This is a genomic window from Nocardioides insulae DSM 17944, assembly GCF_000422825.1.
Lineage (GTDB): Bacteria > Actinomycetota > Actinomycetes > Propionibacteriales > Nocardioidaceae > Nocardioides > Nocardioides insulae.
Map to the genome: position 1 here is coordinate 19,293 of NZ_AUGU01000016.1, position 17,304 is coordinate 36,596.

Genomic DNA, 17,304 nt, shown 5'->3' on the forward strand with positions numbered 1-17,304 from the left:
GTCGTCGCTACACCGGGGGACTGCGCCTGATGCCCACCACGTCGGTGCCCACCTACTGAGCAAGCGCTCAGTAACCTCTTCCGTACGCCGACCGCAAGTGTTTGGATGGGCGGCATGACCTGGTTCACCTCGCCCGCCGATGCCGTCGACCGTCTCCAGGCGGTGGGCTACCTCGCGGATCAGACGACCGCGCTGACGTCGTACCTCACCGGCACCCTGGAGAAGCCGCTCCTCCTCGAGGGGCCGGCCGGCGTGGGCAAGACCGAACTCGCCAAGGCGGTCGCCCGGGCCACCGGCGCCGATCTGGTGCGTCTGCAGTGCTACGAGGGCCTGGATGAGGCCCGCGCGCTCTACGAGTGGAACTACAAGAAGCAGTTGCTCCGGATCCAGGCCTCCGGCACCGACCAGGCGTGGGAGGAGACCCACGACGACATCTTCAGCGAGGAGTTCCTGCTCACCCGGCCGCTGCTGACCGCGATCCGGCGCGACGAGCCGACCGTGCTGCTGATCGACGAGGTCGACAAGACCGACGTCGAGGTGGAGGGGCTCCTGCTCGAGGTGCTCTCCGACTTCCAGGTCACCATTCCCGAGCTCGGCACCGTCTCCGCGCGGCGTCGCCCGTTCGTCATCCTCACCTCCAACGCCACCCGCGAGCTCTCCGAAGCGGTCAAGCGGCGCTGCCTCTACCTCCACCTCGACTACCCGACCGCCGACCGTGAGCGCGAGATCGTCCACTCCCAGGTGCCCGGGCTCTCCGACAAGGTCGCCGAGCAGCTGGTGACGACCGTGGCCCGACTGCGCGAGCTGGAGCTGAAGAAGGCGCCCTCGATCGCCGAGTCGGTCGACTGGGCCCGCACCCTGGTCGCCCTGGAGATCCAGGAGCTCGACGAGAAGGTCATCGACGACACCCTCGGGGTCGTGCTCAAGCACTCCTCCGACCACAAGCGCGCCATCCGCGAGCTCAAGCTGCGGCGCTGAGGCGCGCGATGAGTACGCCGGACACCCACCTCCAGACCCAGGCCTCGTCCCCGACGGGACTGGTCGAGCGCCACATCGCCTTCCTCGACGCTCTGCGCGGCGCCGGCCTGCCGGTCTCGCTGGTCGAGGGCCTCGACGCCGTCGACGCGCTGAGCGTGGTCGAGTGGGGCGACCGGACCACCGTCCGTGACACGTACGCCGCCACGCTGGTCAAGAAGCAGACCCAGCGGCCGACCTTCGACGCGCTCTTCGAGCTGTACTTCCCCCGGATGGTCGGGGAGGGCCGCCGCGTCGCCGAGGCCGAGGAGGAGGCGGCCGACCAGGGCGCGGAGCCCGAGGCTCGCGCCAAGGACGGCCCCCAGGCGCTCGAGGAGTTCCGCGAACTGCTGGCCGAGGCCCTGGCCGAGGGCGACGAGGAGCGGATGCGGCAGCTGGCCGCCGAAGCCGTCGGCCGGTTCGGCGCGATGCCCGGTCGTGGGCCCGGACTCAGCTCCTGGTCGTCGTACACCGCACTGCGCCGGCTCGCGCCGGACGAGCTGGTCGCCCGGATCATCTCCGGCCTTCGCCGCGGCGGCTGGAGCGAGGAGGAGGCCGCCCGCGCGATCAACAAGCGGGTCGGTGGTTGGACCACGATGGTCGAGGCCGACGCCCGTCGCCGGATCGCGGAGGAGAAGGGCCCCGACCATGTCGCCAAGGTGGCGGTGCGCTCACCGATCGACCGGCTGGACTTCCTCACCGCTCGGCGCTCCGACCTGGAGGAGATGCGCCGCCAGATCTACCCGCTCGCGCGCCGGCTCGCCACCCGGCTCACCCAGGAGCACCACGCCAAGCGGCGCGGCACCCTCGACTTCCGGCGTACCGTCCGCGCGTCGATCAACACCGGCGGCGTACCGATCGACACCCGGCACAAGCCGAAGCGGCCCCACCGCACCGAACTCGTCGTGCTCTGCGACGTCTCCGGATCGGTGGCCAACTTCGCCAACTTCACCCTGATGCTGGTCTTCGCCCTGCGGGAGGCATTCCAGGGCGTGCGGGCGTTCATGTTCATCGACGACATCCATGAGGTCACCTCCTACTTCGACCCCGGCAACGACATGGTCGACACGATGACCGAGCTGGCCAAGGCCTCCGCCAACGCCACCGTCTACGGCCGCACCAACTACGGCCGCTCGTTCAACCGCTTCCTCGAGGAGCACCGCGAGGCGCTCGGCCCGAAGAGCTCCGTGCTCATCCTCGGGGACGCCCGCAGCAACTACGCCGACCTGCAACTGGACGCCCTCAAGACGATGAAGTCCGCCGTCCGGCACGCCTGGTGGCTCAACCCGGAGGCCCTGCGGCACTGGAACACCGGCGACTCGGCCGCCCGCGAGTACGGCGACGTGGTCGACATGGTCGAGTGCCGCAACCTCACCCAGCTCGAGTCCTTCGTCCACGAGATCCTGTAGCTCCCCGACCGTGCGTCACGCTGCCGCGGTGTAGCTCCCGGCGCGAGCGTGTCGCCCGGCCGGTGCGTGCAAAGGACAGGGTGCACCGACCGTGCGCCACGCTGCCGCGGTGTAACGCTCAGGGACCGGATCAGCTGAGGTAGCCCAGGTCTCGGATCCGGTCGATCTCGGCGCGCAGGGTCTCGTGCTCGGCCGAATCGGCGGCTCGGGCGCCGGCGACGTACGGGCTCTCGGCCGTGCCGAGCACCGCGTCGGCGTCGAAGACGACGGTGACCCGGTGCTCGGCGGAGGCGTTGACCAGCGAGCCGAGCAGGGCGACCGGGTCGGCGCGGTCCTCCAGGGCGAGCATCCGCACGCGCTCGGGGACGCGCGGGACGTGCGCAGCGGGGGAGCCGGCGGTGACGACCTGCTCGACCTCGAAGGTGCCCTCGGGCGGGTCCGCCGCGAGTTCGGCAGCCGCGCCACCGCCCGCGGCCGAACCCACCAGCATGACCTTGGCACCGGGCGGCACGGAGCTCTCGATGGCACGGGCGGCCTCGGAGGTGTAGCTGGACAGGTCGCCGTTGACCAGCCGCAGCCGGCCGCCGGCCTGGACGTTCGCGGAGGGGCCGGGCAGGAAGGCGATGTAGCGACCGGCACCCACCGGGCGCACCGCGACGGTCGCGGTGACCTCCTCCAGGGCGGCCATCAGCCCCTCCAGGCCGCGCGGAGCAGGGACGGTGGCGACGCTCACCCCGTCGGGCGAGGGCTCGGTCGGCTCCTCGACCGAGGCGTCCTCGGCGAGCTCACCGGCCAGATCGCGCAGCGCGGCAGCGGCGTGGGTGGGCAGGGGGAGGACCCCCATCGCTCGGAGCCCGGCGCGGGCGGCGGCCGGGGCCTGCTCACCCGGTGGCATCCCGGCGGTCAGCAGGGCCCGCAGTTGGAGGCTCTCGATCAGCCCGCCGCCGGTGGCCAGATGGTCCATCAGCTCCGGGTGATCGGTGGCGAGCTCGCCCAGGAAGCTGGTCACGCTGTCCCGATCCAGCGCGTCGGTCTCGATCAGCCCGGCGGTCACGATCGCGCCGCCCAGCGCGACCTCCGGAGCGAGGTAGCCGATCGCCCGACCGGCGATCGAGCCGAGCGTGGCATACGCCGCCTGCTGCAGCTCATCGATCCAGCGGTAGGTCAGCACCGTGGCCCGGACGACGAGCGCGTCGGCGTCCAGCTCGATGGAGCGGCTCAGCAGGCCGGCCTTGCCCGTCGTCGCCGCCCGGACATCCTCTTCCACGCGGGCGTGTGTCGTGGTGGACAGCGGGGCGGACTCGGCCACCGCGGGGTCGCGGAGGATGTCGCCACCCAGGCCCGCACGGGCACGGAGGTCCTCGCCGACGCCGTCGAAGGCGTCCGCGAGAGCGAGCATCTGCTGGTACTTGTCTTCCTCGGTGCTCATGCGCTCGCTCCCGCACTCAGCTCGGACAGCACCGGCGCGAGCTCCTGGGCGAGGTCCCCCGGTTCGATGCGGCGTACGTCGACCCACAGCTCGCCGTCCCGGTGGACAGGCCGCAGGGCGCGCCACCCGTCGGTGAGGAGGGTCCAGCTGAGGACGCCGGCCATGGTGGTCGCCTCCGCGGACACGTCGGCCGCGAGCGCGCGGAGCCTTCCGCGGGCCTCGCCGGCGAGTGCGCCCAGGAGCGTGGCGACCTCGCCGGTGGGCAGGGGGCGGCCGTCGGGATCGGTGATCTGATGGTGGGCGGCGAGCACCGGCACGAGATCGGTCCGGCCCGAGCGGTGTGCCTCGGTGGTGGCGGAGACGAGCTCGAAGGGGACGAGCAGCGAGTCGGGCTCGAGTGCGGAGGCGCCCAACGCGGTCTCCTCGGGCAGCACGGCCACGCGCGCGAGCTCGCCCGGCCAGGCGCTGGTGGCGAACCAGGAAAGCTCGAAGACCAGTCCGTCGACCGTGGCCAGGGTCGCGACCGCTTCTCCGGCCTGGCGGTGCCAGGCGTGCAGCTGGCTCTCCTCGACGGCCACGTCGAGGTCGAGGGCCAGCACCGGCGTGGCCAGCAGGCCCATCGCGCCGGCGAGGCCGCGCTCGAGTCGGCCCTCGGCGGAGAGCAGGCCCCGCCGGGCCAGGGACTCCTCCGCATCGTGCAGGGCGGCCAGGGCCTCGGTGTACACCTGTTCCTCGACGGTGCCGGGGCTCACGCCGAGCCGGGCGTCGAGCGCGGACCCGCCGCGCGGGGCGGCGAGGTCGAAGGGGAGCGGGGCGCCGGAGGCGTGCTCGGCAGCCAACCTCAGCTCCGGCAGGGTGAGCGCGGCCCGGCGGGGAACCGCGTCGAGCGGGGCCGGCGGTGTGGGGGCCGGGGGCGTCGGGGAACCGAGGTCGATCGTGGTCACGGGCGTCCTGTCCATGGGGTCGGGAGTCCCGGGAGTTCGACGCTGAGCCAGTCCTTGTGGCCGGATGGCGGCGGAACGAAGGCCGTCAGCTGCCGATCGGCGGGGTCGCTGTCGTGGCCCGCGGCGAGCCGGGCACGGGCCTCCGCACGGAGGGCGCCCGCCTTTCGCTCCTGCGAATCGATCATGTCGTTGCGCACGTCGATCTCGGTGGCGTGTTGCTCCAGGCTCTCGGCGGCGGTCTCGTGCCGCGCGGCGGTCTCACGGAGTGCGATCGCCCGCTCGCGGATCCGGAGCCGCATCGAGTCCGCGGCCCGTCCGTGCCAGGCGGAGGACTCGGCGCGGGCGACCAGCTGATCGGCCAGCATCCGGATGTCGACGGCCTGCTCGCGCAGTTGGTCGACCCGTCGACGCATCACCTCGCTGTCGCCGTACATCAGCCCCCCTCGAGCCTCGCGCCGTGAGATCACGATCATGGCGCACGGCGCCGACAGTACCCGGCGCGGCCCTGCTCGCGCCGTACCGGCCGGTGTCAGCGGTACGGCGTCACACGGCGGGGTCGGCGGAGGGCTGGGCCGAGGGCACCGGCCCGCACACGAGCGTGTCCGCCTTGACCTTCACCGTGCGCCTCCCCGAGGACGGCTTGTCGAAGTTGTCACCCACCACGACCACGATGCCGGGAGCCGAGGTGGTCCGCTCGACCACCTTGGGCCGGCCCAGCCGGTTGGCGAGCAGTTGCACCGCCGGGCTGCCGGCGTCGGCGGTCCAGATCTGGACCTTGCGCACCTTGGTGCCCTCGGGCGCGTTCCCGCTGGTGCCGCGGGCGAAGCCCTGGTCGCTGAGCTGGGACATGGTGCGGCTCGCCAGCCCGAAGCGCTTGCCGGCGTTGAGCACGCTCACCACGACCTGCTTGGGGGCGAGCTTGTCGCCCGCGGAGTACTTCTTCTGGATGCACAGCGGCGGTTCGACCGCCTCGGGCACCGGCTCGGTCAGCCTGTTCCAGCCCCAGTACCCTCCCGCCACCAGCAGCAGGCACAGCACCACCAGAGTGATGGCGGCGCGGACGTGCCGGGACATCTCACGCCCCCACGGTGTGGACTCGGGCATGCAGGACCATGCGCTGCTGGAGCGCGGCGCGGAGCGCGCGGTGCAGGCCGTCCTCCAGGTAGTAGTCGCCCCGCCACTGCACCACATGGGCGAACAGGTCACCGTAGAAGGTGGAGTCCTCGTCGAGCAGGGTCGCCAACTGGAGGGTGTCCTTGGTCGTGACCAGTTCGTCCAGTCGGATCTGGCGGGGCGGCAGCGCGGCCCAGTCGCGCGGGCTGAGGCCGTGCTCGGGGTACGGCCGCCCCAGCCCCACGCGTTTGAAGATCACGGGCGCACTATAAACCCGGTGACTCCGCTTCCCGAGGTTGGTCCGGGACACGACCGCGGCCCGTCCGGAAGCAGGTTCCGGACGGGCCGCGGGGAAGTCTCGTGGCGGGTAGCCGACGGGGTCGGTCAGGCGGACCAGCGCAGGGAGTCGTAGGCGATGTCGGCCAGCGCGTTCACGCCACGCAGGTCCTCACGTTCTTCCATCAACCGGTTCAGCCCCTGGGCGTGTCGGCTCTTCAGACTGTGGCGCTGCAGCGTGGTCGGCTCGAACTCGCGGGTGCGGTCGGTCGCGGTGGGGTTCTCCATCGGGGCCTCCTGTGGTGGTCACTGTCGGGTGGCTCCCATCCTTGCCCCGGTGAATCGACGCGTCGTTGCTTCCAGATGACGAGTGTGTGAACCGTTGTGCGAACGACTCAGATGGTGTATGGGACAGATCACACTCGACGTTCTTGACCTCATAGGGACGGGTCGCTCCACCCGAGTTGGACCACCTCGACCCCGCGGTCGCGGGTCACCAGGCGACCTCGGCCCGGGATCGTCGGGGTGGGTCGCAGGTTGCCGATCAGCGGGCCCTCGTCGGGGGAGCCGGACAGCAGCAGACCCGGCATCGCGAGATCACGCATCGATTGGATGGTCGGCTCGTAGAGCGACCGCGACGCGCCACCGGACCGGCGGGCGAGGACGACGTGCAGGCCCGTGTCGCGCGCCTGCGCCAGCAGAGGTTGCAGGGCCTGGAGCGGCGAGCCCTGCTGGGTGGCGACCAGGTCGTAGTCATCCACCAGCACGAAGACCTCCGCACCGGTCCACCAGGACCGGTTGCGCAGTTGCTCGGGGGTGACGTCGGGGCCGGGGATCCGGCTCTCCAGGTACGTCGCCAGGTCGCGCAGCACCGGAGTCGCCTGGTTGGCCGAGGTGAGGTAGTTGAGGAGGTACTCGTCGGGGATCTCGCCGAGCAGCGAACGGCGGTAGTCCACGACCACCAGCTGGGCCTGCTTCGGGCTGCGGGTGCGCATCACCTCGCGGGCGTAGGACCGCAGCAGCGCGCTCTTGCCCGACTGGCCGTCACCGAAGACCAGCAGGTGCGGTTCGGAGTCGGGGTCGAGGCCGACCGGCGCGAGCTCCTTCTCGTTCACGCCGAGCAGGATCCGGCCCCCCGGGTGTTCATCGGCGGGGACCTGGGCGAGCTGCCGGATCTCGTCGAGCCGGATCTGCTCGGGTAGGAGACGCAGCTTGGGGCCGGACGGGCCGGTCCAGGCGGCGGCGACCTTCTCGATCAGGTCGTCGACGCCGGGGCCGAGACTGTCGGCGGAGGCGATGCCGTCGATGCGCGGCAGCGAGGAGAGGAAGTGCAGCTTGCTCGGCGTCAGGCCTCGGCCCGGACGCCCGGTCGGGACCAGCGCCGCGATCTTGCGGTCGAGCTCGGAGTCGATCGGGTCGCCGAGGCGGAGCTCGAGCCGGGTGCCGAACATGTCCCGCATCGCGGCCCGGAAGTCCGCCCATCGGGTGGCCGCCGCGACGATGTGCAGGCCGAAGGTCAGGCCGCGGGTGGCGAGCTGCTGGATCTCGATCTCGAGGTCGTCGAAGTCGGCCCGCAGCGTGCTCCAGCCGTCGATGACCAGGAACACGTCGCCGTATCCGTCATCGGCGCGACCCGCCGCCCGCCGGGTCCGATAGGTCTCGATGGAGTCGATCCCCTGTGCCCGGAAGTAGGCCTCGCGCCGGTCGACGACTCCGGTGACCTCGGCGATGATCCGCCGCACGATGTCCGGCTCCGACCTGCTGGCGACACCGGCCACGTGCGGCAGCCGGCGCAGCGGTGCGAAGGTGCCGCCGCCGAAGTCGAGCACGAAGAACTGCGACTCCAGCGGAGTCGTGGTCAAGGCGGTGCTGGCCACGATGGTGCGGGCCAGGGTGGACTTGCCGCTGCGCGGGCCGCCGACGACGGCCACGTGACCCGCGGATCCGGACAGGTCCACGCTGAGGGTGTCGCGACGCTGCTCCCGCGGCCGGTCGACGGTGCCGAGCGGGATGGTGAGACCGCCCAGCGCCCGCCAGCTCGGCGAGACCAGCCCGGCGCTCGGATCGTGGGTCAGGCCGCCCATCAGGGCATCGAGGGTGTCGGGTACGTCGAGCGGCGGCAACCACACCTGGTGGGCGGGCAGGCCGTGGCCCTCCATCCGCTCCACACCGATGTCGAGCAGCGACGGCTGGTTGCCCTCCCCGGCGGGCATCGGACGCGACGCGTCCTCGTCGTCCTCGGGCAGGTCGAGTTGCCGGACCTCGGCGATGGTGAAGGGCAGGATGCCGTGGATCTTGCCGCCCTCGTCGCGGCGTACCCGACTGCCCTTGGCGCTCGGCGGACCGGACACGTACGCCGCCTTGAACCGCACCATCGAGGTCGGGTCGGGCTTGAGGTAGCCCAGGCCGGGCACCGCCGGCAGCTCGTAGGCGTCGGGCACACCCAGCACGGCGCGCGACTCCTGGCCGGAGAAGGTGCGCAGGCCGACCCGGTAGGACAGGTGCGACTCCAGGCCGCGGAGTCGGCCCTCCTCCAGCCGCTGCGAGGCGAGCAGCAGGTGCAGACCGAGCGAGCGGCCCAGCCGGCCGATGGCGACGAAGAGGTCGATGAACTCGGGCTTGGCCGAGAGCATCTCGGAGAACTCGTCGACCACGATGAACAGTGACGGCAGCGGGGCCAGGGAAGGGTCGTTGGTCCGGGCCCTCTCGTAGTCCTTGAGCGAGGCGAAGTTGCCGGCCTCGCGGAGCAGTTCCTGGCGACGCACCATCTCGCCGGACAGGGCGTCCTGCATCCGGTCGACGAGGGTGAGTTCGTTGGCCAGGTTGGTGATCACCGCGGAAACGTGCGGCATCTCCGACATGCCCGCGAAGGTGGCACCGCCCTTGAAGTCGACCAGCACCATGTTGAGCTGCTCGGGCGGGTGGGTCATCGCCAGGCCCAGCACCAGGGTGCGGAGGAACTCCGACTTGCCCGAGCCGGTGGCACCGATGACCAGGCCGTGCGGGCCCATGCCCTGCTGGGCGGACTCCTTGATGTCGAGGTGCACGAGCCCGCCGCCGTCGCCGAGCCCGATCGGCACCCGCAGCCGGTCACGCTGCGGCCGGGGCCGCCAGGCCACCTCGGGGTCGAGGGTGCGGACGTCGCCGAGCGCGAGCAGTTCCATGAAGTCGGTGGGCCGCATGATCGCCTCGTCGCCGGCGTCGCTCTTCACGTCGGCCTCGGTGCTCACGGTGTGCAGCGGGGTGAGTCGTCTGGCGAATGCCTCCGCGGTGGCGATGTCGCACTGGTCGACGCGGGCATGGACGGCGTCCTCGCGCACCCGGATCACCGAGGCGGGATAGCGGCCGTCCTTGGCGGGCTCCTGCTCCAACTGGAATCGGAGCCGGCTCGAGTCGGTCAGCTCGTCCCATCGCACCGGCAGGTCGAGCACTGTCACCCCGTGGATGCCGTCCTGCGGAAGCACGTGGTTGCCCGGCGGGAGCGACACCCCGTCGAGCACGATCAGCACGTGCGGGGTGGCCGGACGCTGCTCGGCCCCGAATCGCGGCCGCTCGGCGAGATCGGTGGGCAGCAGCGAGGCCAGTTCATCGAGTGAGGTCGTGACCATCCGGACCGGGCCGACGGCGTCGGACTCGCGGGTGCTCTGGGCGTGCGGGAGCCACTTGATCCAGTCCCAATCCGCGAGGTTGGTCTCCTCGGTGAGGACGGCGATGACGAGCTGGTTGGGGGAGTGGAAGGCGGCCGCGGAGCACAGGACCGCCCGGGCGGTCGCCCGGGCCGGCTCCTCGTCGGCGCAGATCTCGATGAAGTCGAAGGCGCGCAGGTCGATCGAGGCGGGCAGGTCGGGCTGGAGCCGGTGCACGACCAGCAGCCGGTGGAGCGCGGAGGCGGCGGCCGGGTCGACCTGATCGATCGGCGCGCTCTCGGGAGGCACCAGCTCCAGGGAGAGCGGCTGGTGACACACGCCGTACCTCACCTGGAGGAAGCGGGGGTCACCCGCGCCCAGCTCCCAGAGGCGGGAGCGCTCGTCGGCCAGCGCGACCAGGGCGGAGGGGTCGGGATGCTGCCAGGTCAGGGCCCGGCGCTGGGCGTCGGCGGCCTTGCGTGCCGTGGAGCGGACGCTGGCGAGGTAGCGCAGGTAGTCGGTGCGCGACCCGGTGACCTGCTGATGCCGCTGCTTGCGCTGGCGATCGATCTGCACGACCACGAAACCGAGGGTGGCGAACAGGAACATCCCGGCCGCGATGTACTGCCGCCCGCCGGTGCTGCTCCCGCTCATGGTGGCGACCAGGACGATCGAGCCGAGACTTCCCAGCATGGGGATGGCGTTCATCAGTACGCCGGCGGCGCCCTCGGCCTGCTCGATCTGCGGCGGCGGCTGGAGCTGCAGCTGGCCGGCGGGCATCTCGGGCTCGTCGAGTCGTCCGCCCCGGAGCGTCGTCGTCACTGTGCTTCCCCTGGTTTCCCTGGTCGGTGTCGCCCTACGGCCGCGGCCCGGCCTGATCGGCCGGTTGGTCCGTGCTGCCGGGCGCGCCCGCGCGGCCGTTCCGTGCGACTGTGCCGCTCGACTATAGAGCCGGCCCCGGACACCCACTACTCTGCCGGTTCTAGGAGACCGGGGCGAGGTCGTGGTGCGGACCCGCCGGTCGCGGTTCGGCACGCCGTACCTGAGACTAGGCGTGACCGGGTCCTTCACGACCCCCGGCGCGGGCGACGAGCAGATCAGGAGGCAGCAAGGTGGCGAGCGGTGGATCGTTGGCGAGCAGCCTCGCGCTGAGCGTCCACGGCCCGGCGGGTGTCGTCGACCTGGTGGTGCCGCAGGACGCTGCCGCGGTCGACCTGGCCCGGGAGTACGCCGCGGTGGCCGGCCTGAGCGCAGCACCGGCGCTGGTGACCAGGAGCGGTCGCACGCTCCCTGCGGACCAGCCGTTGGTCGACGCCGGCGTCGTCACCGGCGACCTGTTGGCCGCCACCGATCCCCTCTTCGCCGCCGCGGAGCATCACGCGGGAGGCTCCGCCGCCGGAGACCAACACGTCGGCCCGCGGGAGGGGCGGCCAGGTGCCGCCTCCGCCCTCTGGGTCACCGTCGCTGCGGCCGCCGCGGTGCTCGCCGGGTGGCTGGGCGCCCGCTCGGACGGGCTCTCCCATCAGATGGTGATCGGTCTGCTGGCGGCCGCGGCGCTCACCGGCCTGGTGCCCGTGGGCAGGTACGCCGAGCGGCGGGCCGTGACCGCCCCGGCGTTCGCGGCCGCGGCGGCCTTCGCCTACGGATGGGAGCCGGTCCCCGAACGACTTCCGACCCTGATCGGTACCGCCGCCCTCTTCGGCGCGGTCACCGCCGGGGTGGTGCGGGCCCTGGACCGACGTGCCGATGAGGCCCTCAAGGTGTGGATGGTCGGCGGCATCGGGCTGTTCCTGCTCACGACCGTCGCCGCCCTGCTGGACCGCGAGCCCCAGGTGGTGTGGGCGGTGGTGCTCGGCGTCGGCATGCTCGCCGCCAGGTTCGTACCGATGTACGCCATCGACGTCCCGGACCACTATCTGCTGGAGTTGGACCGGCTCTCGGTGAGCGCCTGGTCCGCCCGCGCCCAGCCCCCCGGCCGGCGCAACCGCACCATCGTGCCCGCCTCGGCCGTGTCCAACGTCGCCGAGAAGGGAGCGCGGCTGCTCCTGGCCGGAGCCGTCGCGGTCTTCGTCGCGACCGCCCTCGCGGCCCCGCTGCTGCTGACCGCGGCCGACCTGCCGATCGACCACGGTGGTGCTCAGGCACTGGTCCTGTTCACCGGTGCCGCGCTGCTGCTCGCCGCCCGCAGTTACCGCTACGCCGCGGCACGGACACTGCTGCGCCTGGCCGGCCTGGCGTGTTGGGCGGCGCTGTTGGCGACGCTGCTCGACGAATGGGGCCCCGCAGGCCTGTGGACGCTCGCGCTGGTCGCCGTCGTACTGGCCGCGGTGCTGGTCGTGGCCGCGGTCGCGACCGGGCGCGGATGGCGCTCTGCCTGGTGGTCGCGTCGGGCCGAGGTGGCGGAGGGATTGTGCGGTGCCGCGGCGCTCGCGGCACTGGTCGTGGCCACCGGCCTGGTGCGCTCGCTGTGGGAATCAGGAATCAGTGTTTAGACCCTGATCGACCGGGCATACACCCTGCCGTCCGGCCTCCGGGGCGGGCCCAAGGATCGACATACTCGATGTACCAACTCGGCGGCGTCATGCCGTACGGGGAAAGGAAACGACATGGCGCAGGGAAACTTCGGGCAGGGTGAGGGCACTCTCTCCAAGGCCGCCGAGATGGTCCGTGAGGCCAAGGGCGACTTCGACAACCTGGCCTCGCAACTGAGCAGCCAGATCGACGGCGCGCGTGCGCAGTGGAAGGGCCAGGGCGGTAACGCCTTCTTCGCCCTCCACCAGGCCTGGACCGAGAAGCAGCGCACCGTGGTCTCGGCCCTCAACGAGTTCGAGAGCTCGCTCCGCTCGACCGAGAAGGACAACGTCAGCACCGACGACACCCAGTCCCAGAACTTCGCCGGCTTCCAGAACCGCCTCGGCTGACCGGCCACCTACGAGTTTCAAGGAGAATCAGTGATGAACGACGGCATCCTTGTCAACCACGGCGGCCTCGAGCAGGTCGCGGCCGACCTCGCCACGGGCGTGAAGAAGATCGAGCAGCGCCTCGACCGCCTGGAGAACGAGCTGGCCCCGCTGAAGAGCGACTGGGAGGGTAACGCCCAGGCCGCCTACCACCAGGCCAAGGCCAAGTGGGACCAGGCCATCAACGAGATGCAGACCCTGCTGGCGCAGACCGGCACCGCGGTCCAGAACTCCAACCAGGAGTACGCCGCCGCCGACAAGCGCGGCGCGGCCGCCTTCGGTGGCTGAACGAGCAGTGCTCTAGTCTCACTCCGGTGAGCACTCACAAGGGGTCGGCGGGTAGCGCCGGCCCCTTCGTGCGCGATGGTTTGCAAACCGATGACGAGCTGGCCACAGCCGAGCAGGCTGAGGACGGCTGACGGCAAGGAGTGGTGATGTCGCAGGCGCCCGTTGGAGCCTCGGGACTGGTTCGGGTGACGGTGGCCTCGGGGGCTCGGCGCGTCGATCTGGTGCTGCCCGGGTCGATCCCGGTGGCCGAGCTCGTGCCTGAGCTGGCGCGCAGCGTGGGCCTGCTCGACGCCGCCACCGTGTACGGCGGCTACAGCGTGGTCACCGCCGAGGGTCGCGAACTGGCCACCGACATCGGGCTGATCGCCCAGGGGATCGAGGACGGCGGCGTCCTCACCCTCGGTGCCGGCGCCGACAAGGAAGCTCCGCGTGTCTACGACGACATCGTCGAAGCGATGACCGACGTCGTCGAGCGTGACCTCACCCCGTGGCAGCCGGCCGCGGGCCGGCGTACCGCCCTGTGGGCCGCGGGGCTGCTGCTCGCCCTGGGCGCGGTCGCGCTGTTCGTGCAGCGCGACTCGTTGCTCGCCGGAGTGACCGCGGCGGTGCTCGCGGTGGCCCTGGTGACCGGGGCGATCGTGCTCTCCCGAGCCCAGCGTGAGCCCGCGGCCGCGGTCGCGGTCGGTTGGATCGGTACGGCGTACGCCGGGATGGCCGGTTTCATGCTCGGGTCCCAGGTGTTCGACGGTCCGACCTGGGGGCTGCCCCTGGCCTGCGCCGGCGCGGGTGCCCTCCTCCTGGGCGCCGTCGCGCTGCTCGGGCTGGGCCAGGGACGCACGCTGGTCATCCCCGGCGTCGTGGTGGGCGCGATCCTGCTGGTGGCCGGCGGCCTGGTCGATCTGGCCGGCTGGGACCCCGCGGTGGTCCTCTGCACCGTGCTCGTCGTCGTGGTGCTGGCGGGGAGTGTCTTCCCGTGGTTGGCACTGGGCATGACCACCACGGACGTGGATCAGTTGTTCACCCACGCCGACATCACCGCCGAGCCGGACGAGATCGACGCGGCCAAGGTCACCGACGACGCCCGGGTCGCCCACGAGATCCTGATCGCGGTCACCGGCACCGTCGGACTGCTGCTGGTGCTGGTCACCCCCTTCGCGGTCGGGCTCGGGCTGTGGGGCACGCTGCTCGCCGTGGCGGCCTGCATCGTGGTGATGACCCGCACCCGGCAGTACCGCGTCGGCGCGGAGGTGCTGGTCGGCCTCGTCTCCGGCATCGCCGGCCTCCTGGTCACCGCCGCCGCCGTCATCGTCCTGCACCCGGACTGGCGGCCCACGGTCGCGGTGGTCCTGGCCGTGGCCGGCGGGCTGCTGCTGGCCGCCACCCTCGTGCCCGGCGAGCCCTCGCTGCGCCGTGGACGGATCGGCGACATCGTGGAGACGATCGGGCTGCTCGCCCTCATCCCGCTGCTGGTGCTCGCCAGCGGTGTGCTCGGCTCCATGGGGTTCTGATGGCGACCAAGAAGGACCTCGTCGAGGCGCACTCCTTCACCCGCCGCAGGCTGGTGACCGCCTTCCTCTCCGGCGCTCCGGGAGGGCGTGAGGTCGAGCCGTCCCGCCCCGGTCGCACCGTGGTCGGAGGCGTCGCGCTCGCCGTGCTGCTGGTCGCCGCCGCGGCCATCGGCTCGGTGCTCTCGCCCCGGACCCCGGCCGACTGGAAGCAGCCGGGTCTGGTCATCTCCAAGGACACCGGTGAGCGGTACGTCATCCTCGACGAGGAGGACGGCGGCGAGTCCGAGCTCCGCCCGGTCATCAACGTCACCTCCGCGCAGCTCCTGCTCGGGGTCGGTGTCAAGCCGACCATCGTGCAGCAGGACGCCCTGGACGGCGAGTCGCCGGGCGAGGACATCGGCATCCTGGGGGCCCCGCAGCAGCTGCCCACCAGCAGCGACTTCATCAACACCGGCTGGACCGCCTGCACCGCCGCGCAGTCGACCGCGATGCGCGTCCACATCGGCACCGACTCCGGGGTCACCGGTGCCCCCGACAGTGCGACGCTGGTCAGGTCCGGCGGCGAGGTCTGGATGATCGCGCAGGCCTACCGCACCGCGGATGCCTCCGAGCCGGAGGCGTTCCGCTACCTGGTGCCCAACTCCGCCGGACGCGACGGGATGCTTCAGGATCTGGGGCTGCCGCCGGCCAGCAGCGCGCGAGCGGTGTCGCAGCAGTGGCTGGGCCTTTTCCCGCAGGGCGGACCTCTCGGCCCGCAGACACTGTCCTTCCCCGGCGCCGGCGAGGTCGTCACCGCGCCCGGCCTGCAGCCCGGTGCCAAGGTGGGTGACCTGCTCGAGGCGGAGGACGGCGACCTGTTCGTCTTCGCCACCCCCGACGGCGAGATGGTCCCCCTCGACACCTTCGAAAGGATCGTCTACACCGGCACCGTCGACGCCAAGACCTGGCCGGGCTCGACCCCGCAGGGCCGACTCGGCGTCTCTCCCGCGGACACGGCGCACTGGCCGGACGCTCCGCCGTCCGCCGACCCCGTGCGCGGCGAGACCTGCGCCGTCCTGCACGCGCAGGAGGGCGAGCCACCCTTCGTCACGCTGGCCACCGACCCGACCGAGGACCACAGCGCGGCCGAGGTCGAGCCGGGCGACCGGAGGGCGACGATCGACCCCGGGCACGGCGCCCTGGTCAACACCGGCGACTGGACCTCCTCCACGAGCACCACCACCTACGTCGTGGACAACAACGCCAAGGCCTACTCACTGCAGGGACAGCAGACCCTCGAGCGCCTCGAGTACGACGAGGAGGCGACGCCCCTGATCCCCGACGCGTGGATCGAGGTCCTCAACAAGGGCGTGCCGCTCTCCAGCCAACTGGCGCTCTGCCCGCCCGTGGAGCCCGACACCGAGCCGGTCACGGAGTGCCCGTGAGCCGCCGCCCGGTCCCCTGCCGGCTGGCCGCCGGCCTGTGCGCGCTCGCGCTCGGGGCGGGCGCGATCACGGTGGCCGGGTCTGCCCCGGCGTACGCGGTGGAGGGTGACTACGCCTGCGCGGACCTCGCGCCCCGCGATGACCCGGAGCGCTACCAGACCTCCGCGGCCAGCGCACCGTTGGAGACGCTGGGGATCGCGGACGCGCATGCCTGGCTCGCGGACCACGGCCGCGCGCTGGGCGACGTCGGGGTCGCGGTGGTCGACTCCGGGGTCGCCTCGGGGGGCGGCAACGTCCCCGTCTCCGAACAGCGCATCCCCGCCGCTCCGGTCTACTACCACGGCACCGCCGTGGCCGGACTGATCGCCGGCCGCCCGCGCGGTGACGAGCTGACCGGTGTCGCGCCGGACGCGCACATCGTCGACGCCCGGTTCTACACCGAGGTCAACGACGAGGGTGAGTCCCCGGATCTGACCAACGCCAACCTCGCCGCCGCCCTGCAGTGGCTGTTGGCGCGACCCGACTCCTTCGACATCGTCAACCTCTCGGTGAAGCTGAACTACTCCGACGAGGTCGCCGGGCTGATCGCCCAACTCGTCGACAGGGGCAAGATCGTCGTCGCCGCGTCCGGCAACCGTCCCGATGATCAGTCCGATCCCTATCACGTCTACTACGGCGTGGAGGACGTCGCCGAGGAGGTCTTCCCGGCCGGGTACGACGGTGTCCTCGCCGCCAGCGCCGAGGTCAAGGAGTCCGGCAGCGGGGGCGCGGATGCCTCCTCGGCCGACCTGGCCAGCTCGGCGATCGACGTCTCCGCCCCGACCATGGGTGCGGTGAGCTACGCCGTCACCGGGGAGAGCTGCCTGCTCAACGAGAACGCCACCTCGTGGGCGGCCGGTCTCGTCAGCGGCGTCCTGGCCCTGCTCAGGTCGGCCTACCCCGACGACACGCCCCAACAGCTGGTGACCCGGTTGAAGGTCACCGCCAGCGGACGGGTCGACGTCCCCGGCACGTTCCGGGGCGCCGGCATGGTGCAGCCGATGGAGGCGCTGACCAGGCCGCTGAAGATCGACGCCGACGGGTCGGTCCAGGCCGCCCGGCAGGCGGTCGATTCGGAGAAGGCGGCGCTGCCGCCGGTGGAGGACGACGTACTCGCCGACATCAAGCGGTCGGCGGTGTGGTGGGGCGTTCTCGGTGGTGGCGCGCTCCTGGTCGCCGTCCTGCTGCGGCCGCTCTTCGCCCGCCGCCGCTGACCTCTGTTCGAGCCTCGGCGTACCGGCTCGGAACGCCGAACGGCGCCGGGTGGACCCGGC

General features: G+C 72.0%; 15 protein-coding genes. 8 read left to right on the forward strand and 7 right to left on the reverse strand.

All coding sequences use genetic code 11. The annotated features are described in order from the left end of the window. The first annotated feature begins 105 nt into the window (after positions 1-105). Together G515_RS0108040 and G515_RS0108045 are read left to right on the forward strand one after the other, a co-directional pair. Complete coding sequence (locus tag G515_RS0108040) at positions 106-978, forward strand: AAA family ATPase (protein WP_028659746.1); 873 nt, start codon at positions 106-108, stop codon at positions 976-978. 8 nt (positions 979-986) lie between these two features. Beyond that, complete coding sequence (locus G515_RS0108045) at positions 987-2,423, forward strand: vWA domain-containing protein (protein WP_051218017.1); 1,437 nt, start codon at positions 987-989, stop codon at positions 2,421-2,423. A 130-nt stretch (positions 2,424-2,553) separates the two neighbouring features. Here G515_RS0108045 and G515_RS0108050 read toward each other — a convergent pair whose 3' ends face one another. From G515_RS0108050 to G515_RS0108080, 7 genes are all read right to left on the reverse strand, one after another. Further along, positions 2,554-3,852: a hypothetical protein gene (locus tag G515_RS0108050; RefSeq protein ID WP_028659748.1), complete on the reverse strand. Its 1,299-nt coding sequence runs from the start codon at positions 3,850-3,852 to the stop codon at positions 2,554-2,556. Then, entirely contained in the window at positions 3,849-4,796 is a 948-nt protein-coding gene (locus G515_RS0108055; RefSeq protein WP_028659749.1) for a hypothetical protein, read from the reverse strand. Before G515_RS0108055 ends, G515_RS0108050 begins: the two co-directional genes overlap by 4 nt. Further along, the gene (locus tag G515_RS20180) at positions 4,793-5,230 is read right to left on the reverse strand and encodes a hypothetical protein (RefSeq protein ID WP_084653308.1); all 438 of its coding nucleotides are present in this window, start codon (positions 5,228-5,230) and stop codon (positions 4,793-4,795) included. The genes G515_RS0108055 and G515_RS20180 overlap by 4 nt, the downstream gene beginning before the upstream one ends. A gap of 109 nt (positions 5,231-5,339) precedes the next feature. Further along, the gene (locus tag G515_RS20185) at positions 5,340-5,900 is read right to left on the reverse strand and encodes a LytR C-terminal domain-containing protein (RefSeq protein WP_084653310.1); all 561 of its coding nucleotides are present in this window, start codon (positions 5,898-5,900) and stop codon (positions 5,340-5,342) included. Beyond that, on the reverse strand, positions 5,872-6,168 hold the full coding sequence (locus G515_RS0108070) for a type II toxin-antitoxin system VapB family antitoxin (RefSeq protein ID WP_028659750.1): 297 nt from the start codon (positions 6,166-6,168) through the stop codon (positions 5,872-5,874). Before G515_RS0108070 ends, G515_RS20185 begins: the two co-directional genes overlap by 29 nt. Before the next feature lie 125 nt (positions 6,169-6,293). Next, complete coding sequence (locus G515_RS0108075; RefSeq protein ID WP_028659751.1) at positions 6,294-6,473, reverse strand: hypothetical protein; 180 nt, start codon at positions 6,471-6,473, stop codon at positions 6,294-6,296. Between the two features lie 149 nt (positions 6,474-6,622). Continuing rightward, positions 6,623-10,633 carry a type VII secretion protein EccC gene (locus tag G515_RS0108080; protein WP_028659752.1) on the reverse strand — a complete coding sequence of 1,337 codons (4,011 nt, stop codon included), beginning with the start codon at positions 10,631-10,633 and terminating at the stop codon, positions 6,623-6,625. A 308-nt stretch (positions 10,634-10,941) separates the two neighbouring features. On the opposite strand from G515_RS0108080, the gene G515_RS0108085 reads away from it, so the two are divergent. The 6 genes from G515_RS0108085 (at position 10,942) to G515_RS0108110 (ending at position 17,244) form a co-directional block, all read left to right on the forward strand. Then, the gene (locus G515_RS0108085; RefSeq protein ID WP_169570487.1) at positions 10,942-12,303 is read left to right on the forward strand and encodes a ubiquitin family protein; all 1,362 of its coding nucleotides are present in this window, start codon (positions 10,942-10,944) and stop codon (positions 12,301-12,303) included. 114 nt (positions 12,304-12,417) lie between these two features. Then, positions 12,418-12,732 carry a WXG100 family type VII secretion target gene (locus G515_RS22620; protein WP_051218019.1) on the forward strand — a complete coding sequence of 105 codons (315 nt, stop codon included), beginning with the start codon at positions 12,418-12,420 and terminating at the stop codon, positions 12,730-12,732. A gap of 33 nt (positions 12,733-12,765) precedes the next feature. Further along, positions 12,766-13,059: a WXG100 family type VII secretion target gene (locus tag G515_RS0108095; protein WP_028659754.1), complete on the forward strand. Its 294-nt coding sequence runs from the start codon at positions 12,766-12,768 to the stop codon at positions 13,057-13,059. A gap of 146 nt (positions 13,060-13,205) precedes the next feature. Continuing rightward, positions 13,206-14,567: an EsaB/YukD family protein gene (locus G515_RS0108100; protein ID WP_028659755.1), complete on the forward strand. Its 1,362-nt coding sequence runs from the start codon at positions 13,206-13,208 to the stop codon at positions 14,565-14,567. Continuing rightward, a complete protein-coding gene (eccB, locus tag G515_RS0108105; protein ID WP_028659756.1) occupies positions 14,567-15,991 on the forward strand; it encodes a type VII secretion protein EccB in 1,425 nt (474 codons plus the stop codon). Before G515_RS0108100 ends, eccB begins: the two co-directional genes overlap by 1 nt. Continuing rightward, on the forward strand, positions 15,988-17,244 hold the full coding sequence (locus G515_RS0108110) for a S8 family serine peptidase (RefSeq protein WP_028659757.1): 1,257 nt from the start codon (positions 15,988-15,990) through the stop codon (positions 17,242-17,244). Before eccB ends, G515_RS0108110 begins: the two co-directional genes overlap by 4 nt. Positions 17,245-17,304 lie beyond the last annotated feature (60 nt).